Genomic DNA, 24,302 nt, shown 5'->3' on the forward strand with positions numbered 1-24,302 from the left:
AAGAACAGATCGAGGAATTCATGGACGCCATCTCTCTGGGCATCGGCGTGCTGGTTGCCGTTGTCCTGCTCATCGCGATCGCACTGCTCCTGGTGTTCGGCAGGCTGTTCCGCAAGGTGGAGCAGGGCCGGGCGCTGATCATCTCCAAGACCAAGAAGGTCGATGTCACCTTCACCGGCGCCGTGGTGCTGCCGGTGCTGCACAAGGCCGAGTTCATGGACATCTCGGTGAAGACCATCGAGATCAGGCGGACCGGCCGGGAAGGGCTGATCTGCCAGGACAACATCCGCGCCGACATCCACATCTCGTTCTTCGTACGGGTCAACAAGACGGTCGAGGACGTCGTCAAGGTCGCCCAGGCGATCGGCACCGAGCGCGCCAGTGACAAGGCGGCCATCCAGGACTTCTTCGCCGCGAAGTTCTCCGAGGCGCTGAAGACCGTGGGCAAACAGCTGGACTTCATCGACCTCTACACCAAGCGTGAGGAGTTCCGGGACCGGATCATCCGGGTCATCGGGACCGACCTCAACGGCTACCACCTCGACGACGCGGCCATCGACTTCCTCGAGCAGACGCCGATGACACAGCTCGACGGTGCGAACATCCTCGACGCCCAGGGCATCCGCAAGATCACCGAGCTGACCGCGGTGGAGCACGTCCGCACCAACGAGTTCCAGCGCACCGAGGAGAAGGAGATCACCCGGCAGAACGTCGACGCCCGGGAGACCATCCTGGAGCTGGAGCGGCGGCAGTCCGAGGCGGAGATCAAGCAGCGCCGCGAGGTCGAGATCCTGCGCGCCCGCGAGGAGGCGGCCACCGCCAAGGTCCAGGAGGAGGAACGCCTGGGTGCCCAGACCGCGTTCCTGCGGACCGAGGAACAGCTCGGGGTGCAGCGCGAGAACCAGGCGCGGGAGATCGCGGTGGCGCAGAAGAACCGCGAGCGGGTCATCGCCGTGGAGAACGAGCGCATCGAGAAGGACCGCCTCCTCGAAGTCATCGGGCGGGAACGGGAGACCCAGCTGTCGCAGATCTCCAAGGACAAGGAGGTCGAGGCGGAGCGCCGGGAGGTCGCCGACGTCATCCGCGAGCGGATCGCGGTGGACCGTACGGTCGCCGAGCAGGAGGAGTCGATCAAGAAGCTGCGGATGGTCGAGGAGGCCGAGCGCAACCGTCAGGCCGTGATCATCGGCGCGGAGGCGGCGGCCCAGGAGAAGCTGGTCAAGGACATCAAGGCGGCCGAGGCGGCGGAGGCCGCGGCCAAGCACCACGCCGCCGAGCAGCTCACGCTGGCCGAGGCGAGGCTGCAGTCCGCGGATCTGGACGCGCGCGCCAAACTCCGGCTCGCCGAGGGTGTTCAGGCCGAGGCGGCGGCCCCCGGACTCGCCGACGTCCAGGTCCGCGACAAGGAGGCCGAGGTCACCGAGAAGGCCGGCCGCGCGGAGGCCCGCGCGACGGAGGCCCGCCTGACGGCGGAGGCCACCGGCTCCCGGCTCAAGGCCCTGGCCGTCGCCGAGGGCACCTCCGCCCAGGCCACCGCGGACGCCGCGATGATCGGCGAGAAGCTGAAGGCGGAGGCGGCGGGCCTCACCGAAAAGGCGGCCGCGATGGCCGCCCTGGACGACGCCTCACGCGGCCACGAGGAGTACCGGCTGCGCCTCGCCGCCGAAAAGGAGATCCGGCTGGCCGGCCTCGAAGCCCAGCGCCAGGTCGCCGAGGCCCAGGCCACGGTCCTCGCCACCGGCCTGGAGAACGCCGACGTCAGCATCGTCGGTGGCGAGTCCGTGTTCTTCGACCGGCTGATGTCGTCGATCTCGCTGGGCAAGAGCGTGGACGGTTTCGTCCAGAACTCCGAAACGGCCCAGGCACTGGCCAAGCCGTGGCTCGACGGTTCAGCGAGCTTCCCCGACGACCTGACCCGGATGGTCGCGTCGGTCTCCACCGGGGACGTGCAGAACCTGACGGTATCCGCACTGCTGATGGGCCTGATGAAGTCCGGCGGCGGACAGGCGGGGGCGGTACGGGAGTTGCTGGAGCAGGCGGATCGGTTGGGCTTGGCCAATGCGGTGCTGGCGGGGGCGAACGGGGTGCCGGCGTGACGCGTGGCGGTTGAGGCGCGCCTCAACGATTGGCCTCGATCTCCCCCAGCGGTAGCTGGGGGAGTTTGAGGCCATCTGTAACGCCGGCCGGGCGCAGCCACAGCCACCCCTTCCAGCCCGTCCGGCGCTTGAGGACAAGGGGGGCCCGGGGCGGAGCCACCCCGCGGCGGAGCCGCAGAATGTCACAGCGGGAAAGGGGCGGGGAGGGGAAGCCCGCCGCAGGCGCCACGACCCGCACGCGCAAGGAGCCGCACACCATGACCACCCAGCCCGCCCCCCTCGACCCCGCCACCTACGGCGTACTCCGCTCGCGCCTGACCACCCAAGCCACCACCCTCGCCACCCGCGCCACCGCCCTCAACGCCCTGCGTACGGAGACCTTCGGCGACACCGAGCTCACCCTCACCCGCACCGAACACCTCCGTACCGAACACCCCTGCCACCCGCAGGACATAGCGACGGTCGGTGACGCCCTCCTCTTCGGCTACAACCCGGCCCCCGGTCACCCCACCGAGACGCCCGCCGACGTCCTCGCCCTGCACACCCGCACCCTGACCCCGCTCCTCCCCACCGCCGAAGCGCCGACCACCCTCCTCAGCGACCCCGCGTTCACCCACGAGTTCAGCGCACTCCACCGCTACTACCGGGACGCCCGCCTCCTGCGCCTCCGTACCGTGGACGGCAAACTGCTGGCCGTCTTCCGTACCGGTGAGACCGCCGACGACGCCCGTGTCCTGCGCTGGGCGCTGGGCCAGGACGGTACGGCCCGGTTCCTGGACGCCCGTGGCGACCGGGACCATGTCCTGCCACCGGTCCACGACTTCAGCTGGACGGCGACGACCCGCCAGGACCACCGCCTCGGCCGCCACCCGCACGTCGCGCTGCCGCACGGCGTGTACGTCACGACCGTCGGCGGCAGCCTCACCCTCAAGGTCGAGGACGACACCGAGACCCCCGACGGCATCCACTCCGAGCCGGTGGACGAGCCGCTGCAGTCGCTCGCCGACGCCGACATCGAGTACGCCCGCGCCGGCGTACTGCTGTTGCTGCGGGTACGCCCGTACAAGGAGACGGCCCACCGCCATCTGGTCTTCAACACGGTGACCGGCACCGTCGCACGACTCGACCGCATCGGCCAGGGCTGCCGCAGCCTCCCCGAGGACCAGGGGATCATCTTCCCCGGCGGCTACTGCCTCGCCACCGGCGAGCACAAGACCTTCGATCTCGACACCGAGGGGCTGGAGTTCGAGCGGGCACTCCGCTCCCCCAACGGCGAAGACGTGCTGTACGTGTTCCGCACCCGGGCCGGCGGCCGCACCCTGCTGCTGTCGTACAACCTGATCCGCAAGGAGATCGCCGCCCCGCTCCCCTGCCAGGGGTACGCCCTCTTCGACGACGGCACGCTCATCGTCCTGCGCGCGGACCGGCCGGAACCGGCACGCGTCCACCCCATGCAGATCTGGCGCACCCCGTACGTGTCCGACACCTACGCGGCGGCCGCCCCGGCCGGTACCGGACCGCTGGCCCGGATCGGCAACGCCGACCTGGTGCGCGCCATCTCCGACTGTCTGTCGCTGGCCGGCTCGGTCACCGGGGCGGAGCACGCACCCACCACCGCCCTGTACGAGACCCTGCGTGCCGCGTCCGTGCGCGTCCTGGACACCTACCACTGGCTGGGTGACGAGGGCACCGGCGATCTGCGGGAGCCGCTGGAGGCCCTGCGGGTCACCGCAGGTCAGGTACTGGCCGAGTTCGAGACCGTGCAGACGCTGACCCGGCAGGCGGCGGAGGCGTTCGACGAAGCCGCCGGGCAGCTCGCCGCGCTGGTCCGGCGATGCCGCGGGGAGGCGCCGGACTCGGCTGCCGAGTGGGTGAACCGGCTCACCGAACTGCGCCGCGCACACGGCCACCTGCTGACCCTCAAGGATCAGCGGTACGCCGACACCGACCGCATCGACACCCGCGCCGCCGAGGTGGCGACCGACATCGCCGGCTTCGCACAACGCGCCGTCGGGCATCTCCGGCGGGAGGACGCCTTCACCGGCTACCACGCCGAAACCGATCGGCTCACGGCCGAAGCGGAGGCCATCGAAACGGTCGCGGCGGCGGCGCCGGTCGCCGGGCGGCTCGACGAACTGGCCGAGGGGCTGCGGACCGTCACCGAGGTGGTCACCGGTCTTGACATCGGTGACGCCACGGTCCGTACCGCCGTCCTGGAGCGCATCGCCGAGGTGATCGGCGCGGTCAACCGCGCCCGTGCCACCCTCGAAGCGCGCCGCAGCGAGCTGGTGGTCCGGGAGGGGCGCGCCGAGTTCGCCGCCGAGTGCGCCCTGCTCGCGCAGTCGGTCACCGGCGCTCTGGCCGCCGCGGACACCCCCGGGGCCTGCGACGATCAGCTCGCCGGACTGCTGCTGCGGGTGGAGGACCTGGAGTCCCGGTTCGCCGCGTCCGACGACTTCCTCGCCGAGCTCGGCACCCGGCGGACCGAGGTGTACGAGGCGTTCTCGTCCCGTAAGCAGACCCTCCAGGACGCTCGCGCCCGGCGCGCCGAACGGCTGGGCGCTTCGGCGGCCCGGGTCCTGGAGACGATCGCCCGCCGCACCCGGGCGCTGGAGTCGGCCGACGCGATCAGTACGTTCTTCGCCTCCGACCCGCTGGCCGCCAAGGTGGCCCGGACCGCGGACGAGCTGCGCGAACTCGGCGACCGGGTGCGCGCGGACGAACTGCTGGGCAGGATCGGGGCGGCCCGCCAGGAAGCCGTACGCGCCCTGCGCGACCGCACCGACCTGTACGCCGACGGCGGTGCCACCATCCGGCTCGGCCGGCACCGTTTCGCGGTCAACTCCCAGCCGCTGGAACTCACCCTGGTGCCGGACGGCGCCGAGTCCCTGGCGTTCGCCCTGGCCGGCACCGATTACCGCTCGCCGGTCACCGACCCGGAGTTCGGCACCGCTCGCCCGTACTGGGGACGGACGCTGCCCTCGGAGTCGCCCGAGCTGTACCGGGCGGAGTACCTGGCGGCCCGCCTGCTGGCCGAGCACGGCGCCGAAACGCTCGCCGCCGCCGACGATCTCCCGGCGCTGGTACGGAAGGCGGCCGAGGCCGCGTACGACGAGGGGTACGAGCGCGGCGTCCACGACCACGACGCGGCACTGATCCTCGGCGCACTGCTGCGGCTGCACACCGAGGCCGGGCTGCTCCGCCACCCGCCCGAGGCGCGCGCCGCCGCCCAGGTGTTCTGGGCACACCGGACGACGCCCGGGGCGCGCGAGGCGTGGACCCGCAGGGCCGTCTCGATGGCCCGCGCCAGGGAGACCTTCGGCCTGGCGCCGGCCATCGCGGACTGGTGTGCCGAACTCGCCGGTGTGATCACCGGCCCGTGCGCCCGCGCCGCCGCCGATTACCTCTTCGACGAGCTGGTCCACGGTGCACGGACCGGCGCCCCGGGGGCCTTCGTCACTCGCTCCGCCGCCCGCACGCTGCTCGACAAGTTCCGCCGTGCGGTGGGCGGTCCGGCCTACGACGAGGACCTCGCCGGACTCGGTGACGACCTCACCGCCCGCCGCCAGCTCATCGAGAACTGGCTCACCGCGTACACCGTCTCGACGGGCCAGGACACCGGCCCCGGTGACTTCGCGGAGGCCGTCGCCATCGAACTCTGCCCGGAGCTGGCCCGCTACGATTCGGCGGCGCCACTCACCGCGACCGTGCCCGGCCTGCTCGGCTCCCACCCCCGCGTCGACCGCCGCCGGCTCACCGTCCGTATCGACGAACTCCTGGCCCGGGCCGCCGAGTTCCACCGCACGGAGGCGCCCGGCTTCCGTGCCTACCAGCGCCGGCGCACCGAACTGGTGGCGGCCGAGCGCGCCCGGCTGCGGCTGGACGACTACCGGCCGCGGGTGATGTCGTCCTTCGTACGCAACCGGCTCATCGACGAGGTCTACCTGCCGCTCATCGGCGACAACCTGGCCAAGCAACTCGGCACGGCGGAGCACCCGAGCGGAGCCGAGGGCGGCGCGGGAGACGGGACCGCGCCCTCCGGGCGCACCGACAGCAGCGGGCTGCTGCTGCTCATCTCCCCGCCCGGTTACGGCAAGACGACCCTCATGGAGTACGTCGCCGACCGCCTCGGCCTGATCCTGGTCAAGGTCGACGGCCCGGCGCTGGGCAACCGGGTCACCTCACTCGACCCGGCCGATGCACCGGACGCGACCGCCCGACGCGAGGTCGAGAAGATCAATTTCGCCCTCGCGGCAGGCAGCAACACCCTCCTTTACCTGGACGACATCCAGCACACCTCGCCCGAACTGCTGCAGAAGTTCATCTCCCTCTGCGACACCCAGCGCCGGATGCAGGGCGTCGTGGACGGTGCCGCCCGGACGTACGACCTGCGCGGCAAGCGGTTAGCGGTGTGCATGGCGGGCAATCCGTACACCGAGTCCGGGCGGCGCTTCACGATCCCCGACATGCTCGCCAACCGCGCCGACGTCTGGAACCTCGGCGATGTCCTGACCGGCAAGGAGGACGTGTTCGCGCTGAGCTTCGTCGAGAACGCCCTCACCTCCAACCCGGCGCTCGCGCCGCTGGCCGGCCGTGCCCGGGAGGACCTCGCCCTGCTGGTACGCCTGGCGGACGGGGACCCGACGGCGCGCCGGGACCGGCTGGGCCATCCGTACGCCCCCGCCGAACTGGACCGGATCGTCGCGGTGCTGCGCCATCTGCTCGCCGCCCGCGCGACGGTGCTCGCCGTCAACGCCGCGTACATCGCGTCGGCGGCCCAGTCCGACGCCGCCCGCACCGAGCCGCCGTTCCGGCTGCAGGGCTCGTACCGCGACATGAACAAGATCGCCGCAAGGATCGACCCGGTGATGAACGCGGCCGAACTGTCCGCTCTGATCGACGACCACTACGCGGCGGAGGCCCAGACCCTCACCGGTGACGCCGAGTCCAACCTGCTGAAACTGGCCGAACTGCGCTGCACCCTGACCTCGGCGCAGGCCGAGCGCTGGGCCGAGATCAGGGCTGCCCACGTCGCCGGCCGGTGATGAACGCGGCCCGACGATCAGCGCCTGGACCTTGCCTCATCCGCGGATAAACGCACATCAGTGCACCACGTGATCACTTCGGGTGAACCCCGACCGCGTAACCGATCACCTCGCACGAGCGTTCCGAAGAAGACCGCAAAAGGCCGCAACGAAGGCGACCGCTGTGTTGCGTTCCGTTGAGGACGTCTAGGAAAGGCTTGTGTCCATGTCTCGTATCGTGCGGATGACCGCCCTGTCTGCCATTGCTGCCGCCACGGTGATGGGGGCCGCCTCGGCCGCCTCCGCCGACGCCGGCGCGGAGGGCGTAGCCGCCGGCTCGCCCGGTGTGCTCTCCGGCAACCTGGTCCAGGTTCCGGTGCACGTCCCGGTGAACGTCTGCGGTAACACCGTGAGCGTCATCGGCGCCCTGAACCCGGCGTTCGGCAACGTCTGCCTCAACGGCTGACGGCTGTATCGGCTGCCCAGCTGCGCCCCGGCAGGCCAGGCCTGCCGGGGCGCAGCGCGGTGTCGCCCGGCTAAGCACTGCCTGGGCGGGTCTACTGCCTCGGAGACAGTATCTGTCGCGATAGTATCTTCAGCGACAGTATGTCTCGACCGGTCTCAGGGGGCTCCCGTATGCATCGCTTCATCGGGCGGGCGCGCGAGCTGAACACGCTGTGCGGCGCCCTCGACGAGGTCCGCGCAGCTGATGGTGCTCCCCAGCCCGGCCAGTGCCTGCTGATCCGCGGGCGCCGACGGGTCGGGAAGTCGACGCTGGTCGAGGAGTTCCTGCAGCAGGCCGAGGTGCCGCACGTTTTCTTCACCGCGGGCGGCGGTTCCGCCGAGTCGGAGCTGACCGAGCTGCTCGACGCGGTCAGCGGGTCGAGTCTGCCGGGGCGCGCACTCTTCGCGGAGGAAACGCCGAGCCAATGGAACGCGTCCTTCCGGCTCCTCGCCGAGACCCTGCCCGATGACACCCCGAGTGTGGTGGTGATCGATGAGGCGCCCTACTTGATGGAGAGCATCGATGCCTTCGAAGGGATGCTCCAGCGGGCCTGGGACCGGCTGCTCAGCCGAAAACCGGTGCTGCTGCTCCTGGTCGGCTCTGATCTCTCCATGATGAAGGCGCTCAACAGCTACGACCGTCCCTTCCATCAGCGCGGACGCGAAATGGTCGTGGGCCCGCTCAACCCGGCCGATCTCAGCGACATGCTCGGCCTGGAGCCCGCAGCCGCCTTTGATGCGGCGCTGATCACCGGTGGGTTGCCACTGATCTGCCGGCAATGGCAGCCGGGGGCGTCGATGTGGGACTTTCTGGCCGCTGCGCTCGAGAGCCCGATCTCCGCTCTACTGGTCTCGGGTGAGCGGTCCCTCGCTGCGGAGTTCCCGCCGCACGCCATGGGCGGCGAGGTGCTGCGAGCGATTGGCGCGGGCGAACGGACGTTCACCAACATCGCGCGTGCCGCAGGAGGGATCTCCCACTCCACGCTCACCCGCGCGCTGGGCCTGCTGACCGGGAAAGCCGTGGTGGCAGGCGAACTTCCGCTCTCCCTGAGTCCGTCGAAGGAGCGCCGTTACCGGGTGTCCGATCCGTATCTGCGCTTCTGGCTGGCGTTCCTCGAACCGCACATGGCAGAGATCGAGCGTATGCGCGGAGACATCACCCTGGCGCGGGTGAAGGAGCAGTGGACCAGCTGGCGGGGGCGCGCCGTCGAGCCACTGATCCGCGAGGCACTGGCGCGGTTGCTTCCCGACGCGGACCTGCCGGCCGCACCGGCCGTCGGTGCGTACTGGACCCGCAGCAACGACGTCGAGATCGACCTCGTCGGCGCGGACCGCGAGCCTGTTGCCAAGCGGCTGTTGTTTCTGGGCTCGGTCAAGTGGCTGGAGACCTCCGCATTCGACGCCCACGATCTCGCGGCGCTGTGCAAGCACAGGTCCGCTCTGACCGACGAACCGGTGCCGCTCGTCGCCGTTTCGCGCAACGGAGTCAACTGCACCGGCCTGCAGGCAGGTTATGGTCCGGAGGACCTCATCGAAGCCTGGCGGTCGCACTGATCCGTACGGGGTCGGCATCGGCGAGATCCCCATCTCGGCGGCGACGTGCGCGAGGGGACGCCCGGATGCGACACGTGCGACCAGCAGACGCCTCCCGGAGACCATCGGCCGGGCATTACGGTGGGACACGAAGACCGACCCGACGGAGGCCGGCGGCGTGGAGGCGATGCCGGAGAACGTCACAACTGCCGCCGCACCCCCGCCTCGCGTTCGATGTCGTTCACCTGGTGGGCGAGGCCCTCCTCCAGCGACTGCCGGGCCCGCCCGCGCCGGGCCAGCGGGAGAATCGTGCGCTGCGCGCCGTCCTCGAGCAGCAGCGCCAGGCCGCCGTACAGCGCGAAGACGCCGAGTGCCACGCCGACCCACCCAGCCGCGGTCTGCAGTCCCGAGGGGGCGCCCGCCTCGTAGACGCCGATCAGTACGAAACGGCCGGCGCCGATCAGCAGCAGGACCCCGAACAGCGGCTTGCCGCGCAGTGACGCCACGAACAGCGCGAGGATCAGCGGGGCCGCGGTGAGCAGGAATACCGCCAGGACCGGACTGCGCTGTCCGGCTGGACCCGTGATCATGGTGAGCGCGCTGCCGGCCCAGACGCAGCCGAGCACGGACAACGCACAGGCTGCTCCGCTGTCCCTGGCCAGAAAGGCGAAGATCCCCGCGAGCAGCTCGAGCGGAACGGCGAAGACGAGGATCACCAGCATCAGCGGCCGTGTCTGCGCCACCGGAATCCAGTGCAGCTCCAGCGTGGTCAGCAGCACGCTCGCCGTGCCGAAGGCGAAGAACCCCAGGGGCAGACTGCTCGCCACCGGCCGCAGAACGATCCGGGTCAGCTCGCCGGGGGGCGAAACGGGGTTCTGTGCGACCTGGTCGCTCCGGTAGCCGGGCACTGTGTGTTCCGTTCGCTTCGTACGCTTCGCTGTCCTTGGCCGGCCGCGCCCCGGCAGCACATCAGATGCCCGCCGGACATGCCTCCGGGGAGTCCCGTGAGTCGGCCGGTATCGCTCGAAATGATGCACGACGGCTGGCAAATGGGTGACGGAGCATCGGCTCCGTGACTGAGGCGAGGGAACGCGCGTTACCCACCGGGAGGGGACGGCGAACGGGCCTGCGGCCCGCCGTCGGGAAAGCTCCCCACCAGGAGAGGCGATGAGATGCGTCGTCGGAATCGGGGGACGTTGGAGCGCTGCGCAACGGGTGCCGTCGTGTTCCTGCGGGACGCTTTCGCCGCCGTTGGCGCGCGGTGTGCAGGGCGCGGAGCCCGGGATTGCCTCTGTGTGTGCACTCAAGACAGCAATACGTAGTCAGATTTCCATACAGAAAATGAAGAGCCGAGGGTTTCATGCGCAAGTTTCAACAGATCGCGCTCATCGTCGCGGCGGCAGGCGGTCTGACCGCCGTCGGCGCCGGCACGAGCTTCGCCGACGCTCCCGTCGGGTACAACGGTGCCGCCCCGGAGGCGCTCGCCCCGGCTCCTGCTCCGGCTCCGCAGCAGTATGCTCCGGCTCCGCAGCAGGCCGCCCCGCAGCAGTATGCTCCGGCCCCGCAGCAGGCCCCGCAGCAGTACGCTCCGGCCCCGCAGCAGGCCCCGCAGCAGCAGTACGCGCCGGCTCCGCAGCAGCAGCAGTACGCCCCGGCTCCGCAGCAGCAGTACGCGCCGGCCCAGCAGCAGCAGTACGCCCCGCCTCCCGCCCCGCAGCAGTACGCCCCGGCTCCGCAGCAGCAGTACGCTCCCGCCCCGCAGCAGTACGCTCCGGCGCCGGCCCCGCAGCCGCAGTCCCGTTGGGCCGTCCCGCAGGTGGCTCCGCAGGCGGCTCCGCAGGTGGCCCCGCTGGTCGCGCCGCAGTTCGCCGCCCCGGGGGTCATCTCCCCGCAGTCCGGGCCGCAGGTGAACCCGCAGGTGAACCCGCAGGTCAACCCCCTGGTCAGCCCGCTGATCGCCCCGGGAGTCCCGCAGGTCTCCCCGTTCGGGCTCGGGCGACTCGCGGCTGCTCCGGTGGGACAGCTGGACATGCCCGGAATGGGATGACCGTTCAAGGAGGGTCCGGTGCGCCGGCCCCTGCTCAGCACGTCTGCCGATCAACGGAGAAAACAATGCGCATGCTTCACAAGGCTGCCGTGGTGGCCGCCGCCCTCGGAAGTGTCGCCGGATTCGGCGCCGGCACCGCCTACGCCCACGACGAGCCGGACCAGGGCATCGACGTCGAACAGAGCGTCGAGTGCAGGTCGCACGACATGAACGTCGACGTGCTCGGGGCGGTCGGGGCCCTTAACGGGGTGCTGGGCAACGCGCTCGGTGGCGAGGGCGGCCCCGGCGCGCAGCCCATGCACCTGGGCTCGGGCATGCGCTGCGACAACAGCGCGTTCTGAGCAACAGGTAGACGCACAGAAGTCGCGGCCCCAGGAGATGGCCGGACCGGAATGATTCCGGCCCGGCCATCAACCGTCTGTGCGAAAGGGCGGCCGACGTCGATGCGCGCCGACCGCCCGAAAACCCGGTGCCCTCTCAGAGACCGAACGTGTCCGGGTCGCCCGCCAGTGCCCGGAAGCGCTCCTGTGGGTCGCTGATCAGCTTGCGCAGGGTGAGGTCGAGCAGTCCGCCGACCGCGGTGAGCTCCGCCGCGACCGTGCCGTCGGCCTTCCGGATCGTCTGCTCGATCCGGAACGTCTTGCCCTCGCCCCAGACGAACGCACAGCTCACATCGACCTCGTCGCCCGCCACCAGCTCCCGCTTGTAGCGAATGGTCGTCTCCAGCGCCACCGGACCGACGCCCTGCTCCAGCAGATCGCTCTGGTTGATGCCCCCGGCGCGAAGCAGCGACCAGCGTGCGTGCTCCGCGTACTGCAAGTACACGCTCTGGTTGAGATGGCCCTGCGTGTCGGTCTCGTACCCGCGGACCTCGACACGTACGGAAAACGGATCTGCCACGACGTACCTCTCGACCCTCTCGACGGCGAGTCGCGCCGACGGTGCCGGCGCCTCGGCTGAGCGCTTGCTCAACCCGATCCAACCGCATCGTCTCCGCAGGGCATTCCACGGCCCTCGGGAACGCGCCGTTCCCGCCGGCCTCAGGCCCCCGAGGCCGTCAGTTCCCGCTCCTGCGCCCAGTCCTGCTCCAGTTGTGGCCGCTCCAGTGGTGGCCGCTCCGGCGCACCGGCGGCGAAGGGGCACTGCCAGTCGGCGGGCTTGGGGCGGCCGGAGTAACGGCGGGCTTCGGAGAGCTGCTCGTACTCGTGCAGGTTGGGGTTGATGTCACCCTGCAGTTTGATGTCCTGCTTGCGTATCTTGTCGGCCAGCCGGTCCCACATCCCGGCGCCCTTGATCCGGTCGAACTGCTCGTGCGAGTTGAAGGCCAGCATCGGGAACGGCGGCCGCCGGCCCCACCTGCGGTGGGTCTCGTGCAGCCCGATCACGAAGAAGGGGTGGCCGGCCACGCTGTACGCGAACTCCCCGGAGCCGGCATCCGAGGCATAGCCGTCGGCCCAGCGATGGGATTGCGCGTCCTGCTCGTGCAACAGCTGCAGCTGCTGCCAGAGGAGTTCCTCGAACCGCAGCTCATCCACCCCACGAGGCTGCTCGAAGGTCGCGATGAAACTGGTGAACGTCCGGGCGCTCCAGTCCGCGGATCCCACGAACTCCGCAAGATCGAACGCCATCAGCCGAGCCGACTCCTCGCTCCCGAGGAGGTCGTAGTGCCGATGCGCGATACCGCCCCGGCGCCAGGCGGAGCGCCCCGCCAGACAGGAGAACCGATCCCCCAGGATGAACTCCTCGACTTCGCCGCGCGCATCCACCGTCATGGCCAGTCTTCCTTCCAACTACGTGCCTCCTCAGCAGGGAGATCGTCACTTCATGCCACCGATGGCGCCCACCCCACATCGGCGGCGCCCGGCCCCACGGACAGCCGCGACCGTCGTGGCCGCACGCGGGCAGGACCGAGCCCGCGAAGAGACGGGGGAGGTCGCTCAGCGATTGTGACTGGCGGAAGCCGCACAGCAAAAACCCGGGTCCGGTTCCGTCGCTTCCGTCACCGAGGGGTACGTACGCGGGTGGATCGGGTGATCGGGTCGGCGTGGTGTCATGGCCGAAAACCGGTCTTTACGGAAACTCGGAGCGACTGCTCCGATCACTCACCGTAAGGATGTCCGCTCATGATCCGTCGTCTCACGGTGGTCGCCGCGACCGCCCTGGTGGCCGCCTTCCTCGCCGCCGGCGCCGCGTCCGCCGAGCCCGCCGGCCACCCGCAGCAGCTCACCCCGAAGGAGAAGGCCGGTCTGCGCGTTACCGAAGACGTGCTGGGATCGCTCTTCGGCGGCGCCTCTTCCGGCCTCGGCTTCTGAACGACTACCGCGCGGCGACGGAGCTGCCGGTGGCGTTGTACGGCTTGCACACCGTGCCGTCCGTCCGCGTCCGAGTAGTGACAGACCAGGTTGCCCTGCGCGTCGATGACTCGGACTCCACCACGGTGCCGACCTGGTGGAAATACCCTGCCGCTGTCCCCGCTCTCGTAAACGGTGCCGAGCCCGTTGCTGCCGTCGAGGGTGACGACCGAGGCGAAGATGCGGCCGTGCACCGCGCCGCTGCGCTCGGGGCGTACGGCACGGGGACAGAGGCCGGTGCCGTCCCGCAGCGGAGTCCTCGTCGCGGCGGCAGCAGGCGGGACCTGCAGGCCGAACGGCCCTGCGATCAGCCGGAACAGCCAGGCTTCTTGCGTGCGCCCCCGCGTTGCGGGGGATGGTGCGGGGGGCGGGGGCTGCACATAGCGACACCCCGCCGGCACCTGACCCAGCACCGAGCGCGCGGAGCCGCCCATGAGCGTCGTCATCTGGATCACCGAGGGCACCTGGCCCGCCTGCGTGGAGGCCGCACTCACCCGCGCCGCCCCCGATGAGGAGATCGTGCTGCTGTACGTCATGGACGACACCGTGGTCGAGACGGCGCACGGCGCGTTCGCCGGCCTCCTCGGCCGGGGCCACCCCGAACGTGATCCCGGGCACCGGATCGAGGAGCTCTCCGAAGCCGCCGCGCAGGAACTGCTCACCGCAGCGGAGCAGTCGTTGGACCGACCGGTCCGCCGGGTGCTGGCGCACGGCCGGGTGGAACGGGAAGTGGTCCATGCCACCACCGGCGCGGACCTCCTCGTCTGCGCACGCGACGGCGACCTCGCCCGCCTCGGCCCTCGCAGCCTTGGTCACGCCACCCGGTTCGTCGTCGACCACGCCCCCTGCCCCGTCCTGCTGGTCTGGCCCGGCAACACCCCCCGCACCGACCTGCCTCCCCCGCCACCACCCCACGGGCCCCCGCCTCCGCCTCCACCGCCCGGGTCCGGCCACCGCCCCTGAACCAGCCTCCCCGGGCTCAACCGTTGAGGTGCTTGCCCACCTCGATGAACGCCTCGATCAGCGGGACCTGGGGAACGGCCGGGGACATGACCTGGGAGGCGAAGTGCACGACGACGAGGTCGAGGCCGGGGGAGATGAACAGGCGCTGGCCGTGGATGCCGCTGGCCATGAAGGAGCCGTACGGGTCGTTCGGGATCCACCACAGGTCGTGATACGAGAGGGTGGCCGGCGTGCTCGCGGGGGCGGCGGGGAAGCGGACCCGCCGGGCGTAGCCCTCCGGCGTCGCGGTGCCGATGGTGGAGGCGACGGATTCCGCCACGATCTGCTGGCCGCCGACCGCGCCGCCGCAGCGGAGCATCTCGCCGAGCCTCGCGATGTCACGGGCGGTCGCGCTGAAGCCGCCGCAGGCGCACTCGGCGCCTGCGGAGTCGAGGAGGTAGTACGCGTCCTCCTCCGCTCCGATGCGGGACCAGAGGAGTTCGCCGAGGAGCGCGGCAGTGGTGGTCCCGGTGACCCGGCGAAGGACCTCGGCCAGCGCCTCCACGTTGCCGTTCTCGTAGCGGAACTCGGTGCCGGGGGCAGCCGTTTTCCGCGCCGTGGCGAGATGCTCGCGGATGGTCGTCGGGCCCGTGTAGCCGTACGGGCGAAGTTGAGGCGCGAGAATGGCGGCGTACCGCTGGGCCTCGAGCGCCTTGTCGTAAGGGCGGCCCGCATAGCTCATCTGCGTGCCCATGTGGAGCAGGTGGTCGACCTGAGCCCTCGCCGAAGGCGGTCCCGGCCAGTTCGGGGACGTAGGTGGAGACCAGTGTGCTCCGGTCGAGGAGCCCTTCGTGCTCGAGCATCGCCGCCAGCAGGCCCATGTATGACTTCGCGGCCGAGGCGTTGAAGTGCGGAGTGTGGGGCTCGTACCCGCGTCTCCAGCCGGGTGCTGCTGTTCGCCATGACGCTGCTGTGGGCGGTGGCCCAGGTCCCGTGCTCGTCGTGGCCGCGCTTCCCACGCTCATCGCCGGCCGGGTCCTGCTCGGCGCAGCCGAGGGCCCCGCTGCTTCCATGTCCATGCACGCCCTGTACAAGTGGTTCCCACCCGAGCGGCGCGGGCTGCCCTCGGCGCTGCAGATCGGCGGAGCGGCGCTGGGAACCCTCATCGCCGCGCCGGTGGTCACCTGGCTCATCAGCTCCTTCGGCTGGCGTTCGGCCTTCGCCGCGCTCGCCGTGACGAGCGCGGTGTGGAGTGCGGTGTGGTGGAGAGTCGGACATGACGGCCCGTACGCCCCCGAACGCGAACTCCGAGCGGACGTCAAGGACGTCCCGTCCGTTGCTCGGCTACCGCTGCGTAGCCTCCTGCTGACCGGCACGGTGCTCGGCAGCATAGCCAGCGCCTTCGGGGCCTCCTGGGCGCTCTCGCTCAGTCACGCATGGTTGCCCGCCTACCTCAGGACGCAGCTCGGCATGTCGGCGGGGTCCGCTGCGACCACCATCAGCGCGATCTCCGCATTCAGTCTGGTGCTGCTGCTGACCGTCTCGCCGTTCGTCGACGCACTCAAGAGACGGCGGGTGTCCAGCCGTTGGTCGAGTGGTCTCCTGCAAGGTGCCGCAGTATGTGTGGCGGGCACGGCCATGGCGGCCTTTCCCTTCGTCGGCGCGACCGCTCTCCGCGTCCTGCTGATCGCGCTGGCCTTCGGCGGTACGGCCGTGGCCGTACCCCTGCACTACATGACGACGGCCGAGGTCGTTCCCACCGCCCAACGAGGGGTCGTCTTCGGCATCGTGGCCGCTACCGGCACGCTGCCCGGCCTCGTCGCGCCCGCCCTCACCGGCCACTTCATCGACGCACTGGACAACCCGGCCGCGGGGTACACCACGGCCTTCCTCGTCACCGCCGCCGTCATGCTCTGCGCCGGAGTGTTCGCCATCGCGGCCATCCGTCCGGAACGCGACGTCCGGCGACTCCGTCTCACTGCCGAGGGGCCCGGAGCTCGCCCCCGTACGGACACGGCTTCAGCGTCTGCCCGAAAGCCGGCTACGAAGCCGCCGACGTAGCTCCGCGCAGCCGCCCGGTCGGCCGCCGGCCATTATAGGCCGGCTCCCTCTTCGGTGACGGCGGCCGTGGACGTGCGGGCTTCGGCTCCCAGGGCCCGGATCTCGGCCACCAGCCCGGCGTTGGTGGTGCCCTTGACGAGATATCTCGCGACACCGACCGCGGCCATCTCGGTGCGTGTGCCCTGGTCGCCGTAGGCGGAGAACGCCATGATGCGGACGCCTGGGACGACGCGGATGATGTTCTGGGCGGTGTACGGGCCCCCGCCGGGAAAGCGCACGTCGAGCACCACGACGTGCGGCTGTTGGACGGTGGCGAGCCGGATGGCCTCGTCGGCGTCGGCCGCGCTGCCGACCAGGGTGAGGTCGGGCTGGGCCTTGACGACCTCGGCCAGCGCCGCGCGCAGCATGTCGTTGTCGTCGCAGATCAGCACCCGCACGGTGCCCGTGGGCGTGGCGGGCCGGGTCATGACGGCCCCTGGGGGTCAGGCCGGGAGTCGAAGTTCCTGACGGGGGCGCCGGGCAGCGGTTCGTCCAGCAGGCTGCTCGGCAGGTCGGGCACCCAGAATTCCACGGTGGTGCCGGTGCCGGGCTCGCTGCGCAGCGTCCACCAGCCGCCTGCGGTCTCGGCCCGCTCGCGCATCTCCATCAGCCCGAAGTGTTCGTGCAACCGCTGTGTGGCCGCCGGGTGCCCGGTGCCGTCGTCGGCCACCCGGACCAGCAGGCCCCGGTCCTCGGTGTTGACGCTGACCCGTACGGTGCGCGCTCGGGCGTGCTTGCGCACGTTCAGCAGCGCCTCCTGCACGATACGGAAGATGGTGATCGCCGTCTCGGAAGCCGGTTCCTTCTCCAGGGCGTGGTCCAGGGAGAACTCAAGTCCCCAGCCCCCGACCTCGTCGGTGAGGTGCTGGGACAGCGACTCGATCAAGCCGTGCCGGTCGATGCCGGGCGGCTGGAGCCGGAAGGTGAGGTTGCGCAGGCGTCCCACCGCTTCACGTACCGACGTGTCGAGCTGGGCGATTTCACTCTCGTAGGGCTCGCCGACCCGGTCGGCGAGGAGCTGAAGTCGCATACCGACGGCGACCATGGCCTGGATGGAGTCGTCGTGCACGTCCCAGGCGATGCGGCGGCGTTCCAGCTCCTGCGCCTGCACCAGGTGGGTGAACAGGCGGCGGCGCTCAGTGAGCGCCTGCTCGGCGGCGCGGCGCTCGGTCATGTCCCGGGTGACCTTGCCGAAGCCGCGCAGTTCGCCGGTCTCGTCGAAGAGGGCGGTGATCACCACGTTGGCCCAGAAGCGGGAGCCGTCCTTGCGGATGCGCCAGCCCTCGTCCTCCAGCCGGCCGTCGGCGACGGCCACCTTCAGCTCCAGTTGGGGTTTGCGGACGGCGATGTCCTCGGGCGGGTAGAAGACCGAGAAGTGCTTGCCGATGATGTCCTGGGCGCGGTAGCCCTTGATCCGCTCGGCACCCGCGTTCCACGTGGACACGTAGCCCCCGGGGTCGAGCATGAAGATCCCGTAGTCGAGGACGCTCGATACCAGCAGAGTGAACGCCGTCTCGGATGGGGCGGGGACGAAGCTCCGTTCGTCGGGGCTGGTCCCGGTCACCGGAGAAGGCCTTCCCGGCGGGCCACGGCGACCGCCTCCAGTTGGGAGCGGGCGCCGAGCTTCTCCAGGACCCGCTGGACGTGGTTCCTGGCGGTGTTGAGGGCGACGCCGAGCCGCTGGCTGATCTCGGCGCTACCGAGGCCATCGCCGAGCAGCCCGAGGGTCTCGCGCTCGCGCGGGGTGAGGGTCGTACCCAGCTGGGCGGTCCGGCCGGTCAGCCGGTCCAGAACTCCGCTGAGCAGGCCCTTGCTGAAGGCCACTTCCCCCGCAGCCACCAGGCGTACGCCGTCCTGGAGCTCGCCCAGGTTGCCGGCCTTGAGGAGGAGTCCCGAGCCACCGGCCTCGGCGACGCGGGCGGCCACCGCCGGGGTCGCCTCGCCGGTCAGCACCAGTACCCGGGTGCCGGGCGCGGCGGCCTTGAGCTGGGTGATGGCGGCGATGCCGTCACCGTCGGGCAGTCGCCGGTCCAGCACCACCACGGCGGGGCGCAGCCGGGCGGCGTCGGCCAGCGCGTCCTTCACGGACAGACTGCGGCCGACCACCTGCAGGTCGTCGGTGCGGTCCAGGGCGAGCCGGATCGCCTCAGCCACCATGTCGTGGTCCTCGACGAGCAGGATGGTGATGCGCTCACCGGCGATGCGCGGCATCGGTCCCGGCGCGGTCTGCGATGTCGAAGGCATCAGACGGTCCTCGGTGGTAGACGGGGCACGCTGTCGGCGAATAGTTCGTCGGCGCCTGTGAGGGCGAACAGCCGGGCCACCTGCGCGCAGGCTCCCTCCACGCACAGCTCGGTGCCGATTCTATCCGCCGTGGCCTTGGCCTCCAGCAGCACGTTGCAGCCCGAGCAGTCGCAGAAGCGCAGGCCCCACAGGTCGAGCACGACACGGGCGGACCGCCGCGCGAAGCAGTCGGCGAGGGCGGCACGCAACTGCGCGGTACCGTCCAGGTCGAGTTCGCCGATGAGCCGGAGGCTGGGCACGTCGTCATCGATCGCGGCGCTGACTTGGAACAACGGGCCTTCCACCGTTGTGTCTTCTCGCACGTAGCAACCCCCTGCCTGGTTGATGAGCACCAGCTCAGAGTAGTGAATCTGCACTAGAAGGCAATCCGTTCCCGAACGGATCACCCACCGCGTGGGCAGATCAGCGCCAAAGCACGAGCGCAGGGAACGCGAATCCGTGAACGTCGGCTGGGTACCCTGCGGTATAGAAGAAGGTCACAGGTGCCCCGGCAGCGCGACGGGGTCACAGGCAGCGGTGAGGCACTCGGGCTGTGAGGCACTCAGTGGAAGGGGAGTTGGGATGGAACTCCCGCCGGCCACTCCGCACGACGCCCGTCCTCCGGAGGTGTGCGTGGACTTCGACGGTGCACCCGGCTGCATCGCCGAAGCACGGGAAGCCGCCGGCGCCTTCCTCCGCCACCACGCCCCGCACGTGTGCCACACCTTTCACGTCGACGTCCTGCTGGTCGTCTCCGAGCTGGTGACCAATGCCGTCCGCCACGCTCCCGGCCCCCTCATCCTGGAGCTCGGACTGCTTCCTGGCGGGATCGGGATCACCGTGCGGGACACCAGCTCCAGCCTCCCTCGCACCCGGACCCCTGACCGGACCGGCGGACGCGGGTGGCCCATCGTCCAGAGCCTCGCCCGCCGGGTGCGCGTCGTCCCCCGCCGCAACGGCAAGGCGGTCCACGCGGAGCTGGCCTGGTAGTCCCACGCGTGCGACGGACCGGACCACCTTCGACTGCGCGTTGCCTGCCCACCAGGCCCCACCGGCAGCGGCACCCGGAAACCACTCAGGGGCCTGATCCGCTAAGCGGATCAGGCCCCTGACCTGGTATTTCAGCTGTCGGGGTGGCGGGATTTGAACCCACGACCTCTTCGTCCCGAACGAAGCGCGCTGCCAAGCTGCGCTACACCCCGATTGTCGCTCGCGTGGCGGCGACATCGTTTACTTTAGCGGACCCCGGGCCTGAGACGAAATCCGGTTTCGTTGGCGGGCGCGGTACGGCCGGGGGAGGGGTGGCCGGGGGCGGAGCGCCCCTCCCGTGTCGCCATAACGGCCGTGATCGCGACACGGGAGGGGACTCTGCGGTGGTTCGCGGGTCCGGGCTGCGTCAGTGGCGGGCCGTGAGGGTCAGGAGTGAGGCCTCGGGGGCGCAGGCGAAGCGGACCGGGGTGTAGCGGTTGGTGCCGCAGCCGGCGGATACGTGCAGGTAGGAGCGATTGCCGTGGGACTCGTGGGCGGAGAGGCCCTTGACCCGGTCGGTGTCCAGGTCGCAGTTGGTGACCAGAGCGCCGTAGAAGGGGATGCAGAGCTGGCCGCCGTGGGTGTGGCCGGCGAGGATCAGTGGGTAGCCGTCGGCGGTGAAGGCGTCGAGGGCACGGAGGTAGGGGGCGTGGACGACGGCCACGGAGAGGTCGGTCCCCTCCTCGGGGCCGCCTGCGACCTGGGCGTAGCGGTCCCGCTTGATGTGCGGGTCGTCCAGGCCGGTGAAGGCGATCTCCATGCCGTCGATCTTGAGGCGGCCGCGGGTGTTACTGAGGTTCACCCAGCCTGCGGCGTCGAAGCCGTCGCGGATGTCCTCCCACGGGTTGTGGACGACGTTGGTCGCCGGGGCCTTGCCGTTCAGACCGTGCTTGCCCTGGGCCTTCTCGAGGAGGTAGCGGGCCGGGTTACGGAACGAGGGGCCGTAGTAGTCGTTCGAGCCGAAGACGTAGACCCCGGGGAACTCCAGCAGCGGGCCGAGGGCGTCCAGGACGTCCGGGACGGCCTCCGGGTCGGAGAGGTTGTCCCCCGTGTTGACCACGAAGTCGGGGCGCAGGCCTGCGAGGGACTGCAGCCAGCGCTGCTTCTTGCGCTGGCCGCGGACCATGTGGATGTCGGAGACCTGCAGGACGCGCAGCGGTCGGGCGCCGGGTGGGAGCACCGGCACGGTGACCCGCCTCAGGCGGAACGAGCGGGCCTCGAAGCCGGCGGCATAGGCGATGCCGGCCGCGCCAACGGCCGTGATTCCTGCGGTGACTTTGAGGGGGATCCCGTAGCGTGCGCGCATGTCTCCATCGTCGCAGAAGACGGGGGAGCGCGAAATCCGCGGGCGGGGCGGGCGCGGTACCTGCGACACTTGGGCACATGACCACGCTCAAGTCCAAGCTGCACGCAGAACTCACCGAGGCCATCAGGGCGCGCGACGAGCTGCGCTCCTCGACGCTCCGGCTGACCCTCTCCGCGATCACCAACGAAGAGGTCTCGGGGAAGTCGGCGCGCGAGCTCTCCGACGACGAGGTGATCAAGGTGATCGCCAAGGAGGCGAAGAAGCGCCGTGAGGCGGCCGAGGCGTTCGAGCAGGGTGGCCGCCCGGAGAGTGCCGCGCGGGAGAAGGCGGAGGGTGAGCTGCTCGCCACGTATCTGCCGAAGCAACTGAGCGACGAGGAACTGGGCGCGATCGTCGCGCAGGCCGTCGACGAGGCGAAGGCGGCGGGCGCGGAGGGGCCGCGGGCCATGGGCGCCGTGATGAAGATCGTGAACCCGAAGGTGGCGGGCCTGGCGGAGGGTGGCCGGGTGGCCGCCGAGGTGAAGAAGCGGCTCGCGGGCTGAGGCGGCGGCCGGCGGGAGACCAGCCGGCCCGAGCATACGAGAGGGGCGCCCCGATGGGACCGGGGCGCCCCTCTCGCGTACCGCCGCTCAGGTGCGGGGGAAGCGCCGGTTACCTGCCCGGCTTGCCGTTGTTCCCGCCGAAGAAGCCGGGCGGGAAGGAGATGCCCCCGGCGCCTCCGTTGCCGCCACCCCCGGTGTTGCCGCCGTTGTTGCCGCCTCCGTTGTTGCCACCGTCGGTGTTACCGGCGCCGCCGCCGGTGGTGGTGCCACCGGTGTTGTTGCCGTTGTGGCCGCCGTGGCCCTTGCCGCCCTTCACCTTGCCGCGCGGTACGTCGACGTGGGTGAAGGCAGGGTGGTCCGTACCCAGTGCGCCACTCATCGCGGTCTTCCAGATGGGGCCCGGCAGACAGCCACCGCAGACCTTGTCGTAGTACTGGCCGCCGATGGTGATGTTGGACATCGGGATCTGGGGGCTGCCGTCGCTGCCCACCCAGACAGCGGTCGAGAGGTCCGGGGTGTAGCCGACGAACCAGGCGTTCCTGCGCTCATCGGTGGTACCGGTCTTGCCCGCGTTGTCCCGGTCGGTGAGGCCGGCCGCCTTACCGGTGCCGTCCTCGACGACACCCTTGAGCATCTGGCTGATGGTGTCCGCGGTGTGCTCGCTCATCGCCTGGCTACAGGTCGACTTCGGCACGTCGAGGGCCTTGCCGCCCGGTGACGTCACCGACTCGATGGCGATCGGGGAGCAGTACGTACCGCGGTTGGCGAAGGTCGCGTAGACCGAGGCCATCGCCAGCGGGGTCGACTCCTGGCCGCCGAGGGTGGTGGATGCGGTGTTCAGCAGCGGCTTGTCGTCGCCGCGCTGGTAGCCGACCTTCTTCGCCATGGTGAGGGTCTCGCAGAGGCCCGTCTTCCGCTCCAGCGAAGCGAAATAGGTGTTGATCGACTTGCCCAGCGCGCTGGTCATGTCGAAGGTGCCCTTCTCCGACTCCAGTTCGTTCTGCACGGACCAGGGCTTGTCGTCGGTGACCTGGCCGGAGCAGGAACGGAAACCGTCGGCCGGCAGCTTGATCGTCCGGGGCGTGTTGAAGGTCTGCGCCGGGCTGATGCCCTTCTCCAGTGCGGCCGCCGCGGTGATGGGCTTGAACGTGGAGCCCACCTGGAAGCCGTAGTTGCTGCCGCCCATCTTGTGGTCGACGGAGAGGTTCAGCACCGTCTGGTGCTTGGTCATGTCCAGGCCGTACGGACGGGACTGGGCCATCGCCAGGATCTTGCCGGTGCCGGGCTGGACCTGCACCACCGCGTCCGCGATCTTGTCGTCCTTGTTGACCTTGGAGGTGGCGGCCTTGTTGGAGGACGCCTGCGACTTCGGGTCGAGAGTGGTCCTTATGGTGAGTCCACCGACCGCCCAGAGCTTCTGCCGCTCCTTCTCGGTCTTGCCGAAGGCCGGGTCGGAGAGGAAGACCTTGCGCACGTAGTCGCAGAAGAACCCGGCGCCCTGCACCGCCGTGATGCAGCCGCTCCTCGGCTGGGTGACCTTCAGCTTGATCGGGTCGGCCATCGCCTTGTCGGCCTCCGCCTGCGACACGTCGTGGAGGTCGGCCATCCGCCGCAGCACCGTGTTGCGGCGCTTGGTGGCCTCCTGCATGTCGTTCACCGGGTCGTAGCGGCTCGGCGACTGGACCATGCCGGCTAGCAGGGCGGACTCGCTGAGCGTCAGGTCCTTCGCGGGCTTGGAGAAGTATCGGTGGGCCGCGGCCTCGATGCCGTACGCCTGCTCGCCGAAGAAGGTGATGTTGAGGTAGTTCTCGAGGATCTTCTTCTTGCCGAGGCTCTCCTCGACCTGGATCGCGTACTTGAGCTCGCGGACCTTGCGGCCGAGGCTCTTCTGCTGCGCCTCGGCGACCTTGGTGGCGTCGTCGCCGGCCTCCTCGACGAAGACGTTCTTCACGTACTGCTGGGTGAGGGTCGACGCGCCCTGGGCGGCACCGCCCTCCTGGGCGTTGCGGTTCAGCGCGCGCAGTACGCCCTTGAGGTCGACCGCACCGTGCTCGTAGAAGCGTGCGTCCTCGATGTCGACGATCGCCTTCTGCATGTACGGCGAGACGTCCTTGAGCTTCACGACCGTGCGGTCACGCTCGTAGACAGTGGCGATCTGGCCGCCCTTGTTGTCGAGGATCGTGGTGCGCTGGCTCAGCGGCGGCGTCTTGAGGCTGGCGGGGATGTCGTCGAACCCCTGGACCGTGCCTTTGGCCGCGAGCCCGAACACCCCGGCTGCCGGCAGCGCGAGGCCCGCCAGTACAGCTCCGGAGAGCGCGGCGACACCGAGGAATTTGGCGGCCTGCTGGGTCGTGGAGAGACCCCCGCCGGAGCGCTTCTTTGGCATGGAGGCAGCCTACGTCGTCGAGAAGGAGCAGCCTCATTCGCCGGACACGCGTATATGTCTTGGCCTAAGCTGCACCTCACTGTCACAGCAGTGCGGTTCTGTATCAAGCCCCCCGGCATGACTTCGCCCTCCCCGAATGGGGCGGATCCGTGCCCGAAT

Annotated in this window: 21 protein-coding genes, 1 tRNA gene and 1 pseudogene; 11 read left to right on the plus strand and 12 right to left on the minus strand. The window is 70.3% G+C overall.

Translation table 11 applies throughout. The annotated features are described in order from the left end of the window. Positions 1–20: 20 nt before the first annotated feature. From AB0M87_RS25170 to AB0M87_RS25185, 4 genes are all read left to right on the plus strand, one after another. Positions 21–2,096: a flotillin family protein gene (locus AB0M87_RS25170; RefSeq protein WP_365856650.1), complete on the plus strand. Its 2,076-nt coding sequence runs from the start codon at positions 21–23 to the stop codon at positions 2,094–2,096. A gap of 257 nt (positions 2,097–2,353) precedes the next feature. Further along, positions 2,354–7,141: a DNA repair ATPase gene (locus tag AB0M87_RS25175; RefSeq protein WP_365856652.1), complete on the plus strand. Its 4,788-nt coding sequence runs from the start codon at positions 2,354–2,356 to the stop codon at positions 7,139–7,141. Between the two features lie 205 nt (positions 7,142–7,346). Beyond that, positions 7,347–7,586: a chaplin gene (locus tag AB0M87_RS25180; protein ID WP_365856654.1), complete on the plus strand. Its 240-nt coding sequence runs from the start codon at positions 7,347–7,349 to the stop codon at positions 7,584–7,586. Between the two features lie 170 nt (positions 7,587–7,756). Next, a complete protein-coding gene (locus AB0M87_RS25185; protein WP_365856656.1) occupies positions 7,757–9,178 on the plus strand; it encodes a DUF234 domain-containing protein in 1,422 nt (473 codons plus the stop codon). 21 nt (positions 9,179–9,199) lie between these two features. Here the strand turns inward: AB0M87_RS25185 and AB0M87_RS25190 are convergent. Both AB0M87_RS25190 and AB0M87_RS25195 read right to left on the minus strand, forming a co-directional pair. Further along, positions 9,200–9,307: pseudogene (locus AB0M87_RS25190) on the minus strand (leucine zipper domain-containing protein); the annotation flags it as partial. 50 nt (positions 9,308–9,357) lie between these two features. Further along, on the minus strand, positions 9,358–10,065 hold the full coding sequence (locus AB0M87_RS25195; protein WP_365856658.1) for a GPR1/FUN34/YaaH family transporter: 708 nt from the start codon (positions 10,063–10,065) through the stop codon (positions 9,358–9,360). Between the two features lie 452 nt (positions 10,066–10,517). On the opposite strand from AB0M87_RS25195, the gene AB0M87_RS25200 reads away from it, so the two are divergent. Together AB0M87_RS25200 and AB0M87_RS25205 are read left to right on the plus strand one after the other, a co-directional pair. Continuing rightward, entirely contained in the window at positions 10,518–11,204 is a 687-nt protein-coding gene (locus AB0M87_RS25200) for a hypothetical protein (protein WP_365856660.1), read from the plus strand. Between the two features lie 65 nt (positions 11,205–11,269). After that, positions 11,270–11,545 carry a hypothetical protein gene (locus AB0M87_RS25205; protein WP_365856662.1) on the plus strand — a complete coding sequence of 92 codons (276 nt, stop codon included), beginning with the start codon at positions 11,270–11,272 and terminating at the stop codon, positions 11,543–11,545. A gap of 136 nt (positions 11,546–11,681) precedes the next feature. On the opposite strand, the gene AB0M87_RS25210 is transcribed toward AB0M87_RS25205, so the two are convergent. Beyond that, entirely contained in the window at positions 11,682–12,104 is a 423-nt protein-coding gene (locus AB0M87_RS25210) for an acyl-CoA thioesterase (protein ID WP_365856664.1), read from the minus strand. Between the two features lie 140 nt (positions 12,105–12,244). After that, positions 12,245–12,976: a guanitoxin biosynthesis heme-dependent pre-guanitoxin N-hydroxylase GntA gene (gene gntA, locus AB0M87_RS25215; protein WP_365856666.1), complete on the minus strand. Its 732-nt coding sequence runs from the start codon at positions 12,974–12,976 to the stop codon at positions 12,245–12,247. A gap of 351 nt (positions 12,977–13,327) precedes the next feature. Between gntA and AB0M87_RS25220 the strand changes: the two genes are divergently transcribed. Next, entirely contained in the window at positions 13,328–13,516 is a 189-nt protein-coding gene (locus tag AB0M87_RS25220; protein ID WP_365856668.1) for a hypothetical protein, read from the plus strand. 471 nt (positions 13,517–13,987) lie between these two features. Further along, positions 13,988–14,518: a universal stress protein gene (locus tag AB0M87_RS25225; RefSeq protein ID WP_365856670.1), complete on the plus strand. Its 531-nt coding sequence runs from the start codon at positions 13,988–13,990 to the stop codon at positions 14,516–14,518. Positions 14,519–14,534: 16 nt separating this feature from the next. On the opposite strand, the gene AB0M87_RS25230 is transcribed toward AB0M87_RS25225, so the two are convergent. After that, positions 14,535–15,251: a serine hydrolase gene (locus tag AB0M87_RS25230; protein ID WP_365856672.1), complete on the minus strand. Its 717-nt coding sequence runs from the start codon at positions 15,249–15,251 to the stop codon at positions 14,535–14,537. Between the two features lie 248 nt (positions 15,252–15,499). On the opposite strand from AB0M87_RS25230, the gene AB0M87_RS25235 reads away from it, so the two are divergent. Next, positions 15,500–16,558: an MFS transporter gene (locus tag AB0M87_RS25235; RefSeq protein ID WP_365856674.1), complete on the plus strand. Its 1,059-nt coding sequence runs from the start codon at positions 15,500–15,502 to the stop codon at positions 16,556–16,558. A 32-nt stretch (positions 16,559–16,590) separates the two neighbouring features. Here the strand turns inward: AB0M87_RS25235 and AB0M87_RS25240 are convergent, their stop codons facing one another. Genes AB0M87_RS25240 through AB0M87_RS25255 form a run of 4 tightly spaced genes read right to left on the minus strand, consistent with a single transcriptional unit; the run spans position 16,591 to position 19,203 of the window. After that, on the minus strand, positions 16,591–17,025 hold the full coding sequence (locus AB0M87_RS25240; RefSeq protein WP_365856676.1) for a response regulator transcription factor: 435 nt from the start codon (positions 17,023–17,025) through the stop codon (positions 16,591–16,593). After that, positions 17,022–18,161, minus strand: a complete 1,140-nt coding sequence (locus AB0M87_RS25245) for a PAS domain-containing sensor histidine kinase (RefSeq protein ID WP_365856678.1) — start codon at positions 18,159–18,161, stop codon at positions 17,022–17,024. Before AB0M87_RS25245 ends, AB0M87_RS25240 begins: the two co-directional genes overlap by 4 nt. After that, entirely contained in the window at positions 18,158–18,841 is a 684-nt protein-coding gene (locus tag AB0M87_RS25250) for a response regulator transcription factor (RefSeq protein WP_365856680.1), read from the minus strand. Before AB0M87_RS25250 ends, AB0M87_RS25245 begins: the two co-directional genes overlap by 4 nt. Then, complete coding sequence (locus AB0M87_RS25255; protein WP_365856682.1) at positions 18,841–19,203, minus strand: STAS domain-containing protein; 363 nt, start codon at positions 19,201–19,203, stop codon at positions 18,841–18,843. Before AB0M87_RS25255 ends, AB0M87_RS25250 begins: the two co-directional genes overlap by 1 nt. Before the next feature lie 259 nt (positions 19,204–19,462). Between AB0M87_RS25255 and AB0M87_RS25260 the strand changes: the two genes are divergently transcribed. After that, complete coding sequence (locus tag AB0M87_RS25260; protein WP_365856684.1) at positions 19,463–19,870, plus strand: ATP-binding protein; 408 nt, start codon at positions 19,463–19,465, stop codon at positions 19,868–19,870. A 138-nt stretch (positions 19,871–20,008) separates the two neighbouring features. Here the strand turns inward: AB0M87_RS25260 and AB0M87_RS25265 are convergent. Together AB0M87_RS25265 and AB0M87_RS25270 are read right to left on the minus strand one after the other, a co-directional pair. Then, positions 20,009–20,082, minus strand: a tRNA-Pro gene (locus tag AB0M87_RS25265). Between the two features lie 194 nt (positions 20,083–20,276). Next, on the minus strand, positions 20,277–21,215 hold the full coding sequence (locus tag AB0M87_RS25270; protein ID WP_365856686.1) for a metallophosphoesterase: 939 nt from the start codon (positions 21,213–21,215) through the stop codon (positions 20,277–20,279). A 77-nt stretch (positions 21,216–21,292) separates the two neighbouring features. Between AB0M87_RS25270 and AB0M87_RS25275 the strand changes: the two genes are divergently transcribed. Next, entirely contained in the window at positions 21,293–21,757 is a 465-nt protein-coding gene (locus AB0M87_RS25275; protein WP_365856688.1) for a GatB/YqeY domain-containing protein, read from the plus strand. A 109-nt stretch (positions 21,758–21,866) separates the two neighbouring features. Here the strand turns inward: AB0M87_RS25275 and AB0M87_RS25280 are convergent, their stop codons facing one another. Beyond that, positions 21,867–24,143: a transglycosylase domain-containing protein gene (locus tag AB0M87_RS25280; protein ID WP_365856690.1), complete on the minus strand. Its 2,277-nt coding sequence runs from the start codon at positions 24,141–24,143 to the stop codon at positions 21,867–21,869. Positions 24,144–24,302: the final 159 nt, after the last annotated feature.

Source organism: Streptomyces sp. NPDC051320 (assembly GCF_040682175.1).
In the GTDB taxonomy this organism is placed as follows: Bacteria; Actinomycetota; Actinomycetes; order Streptomycetales; family Streptomycetaceae; genus Streptomyces.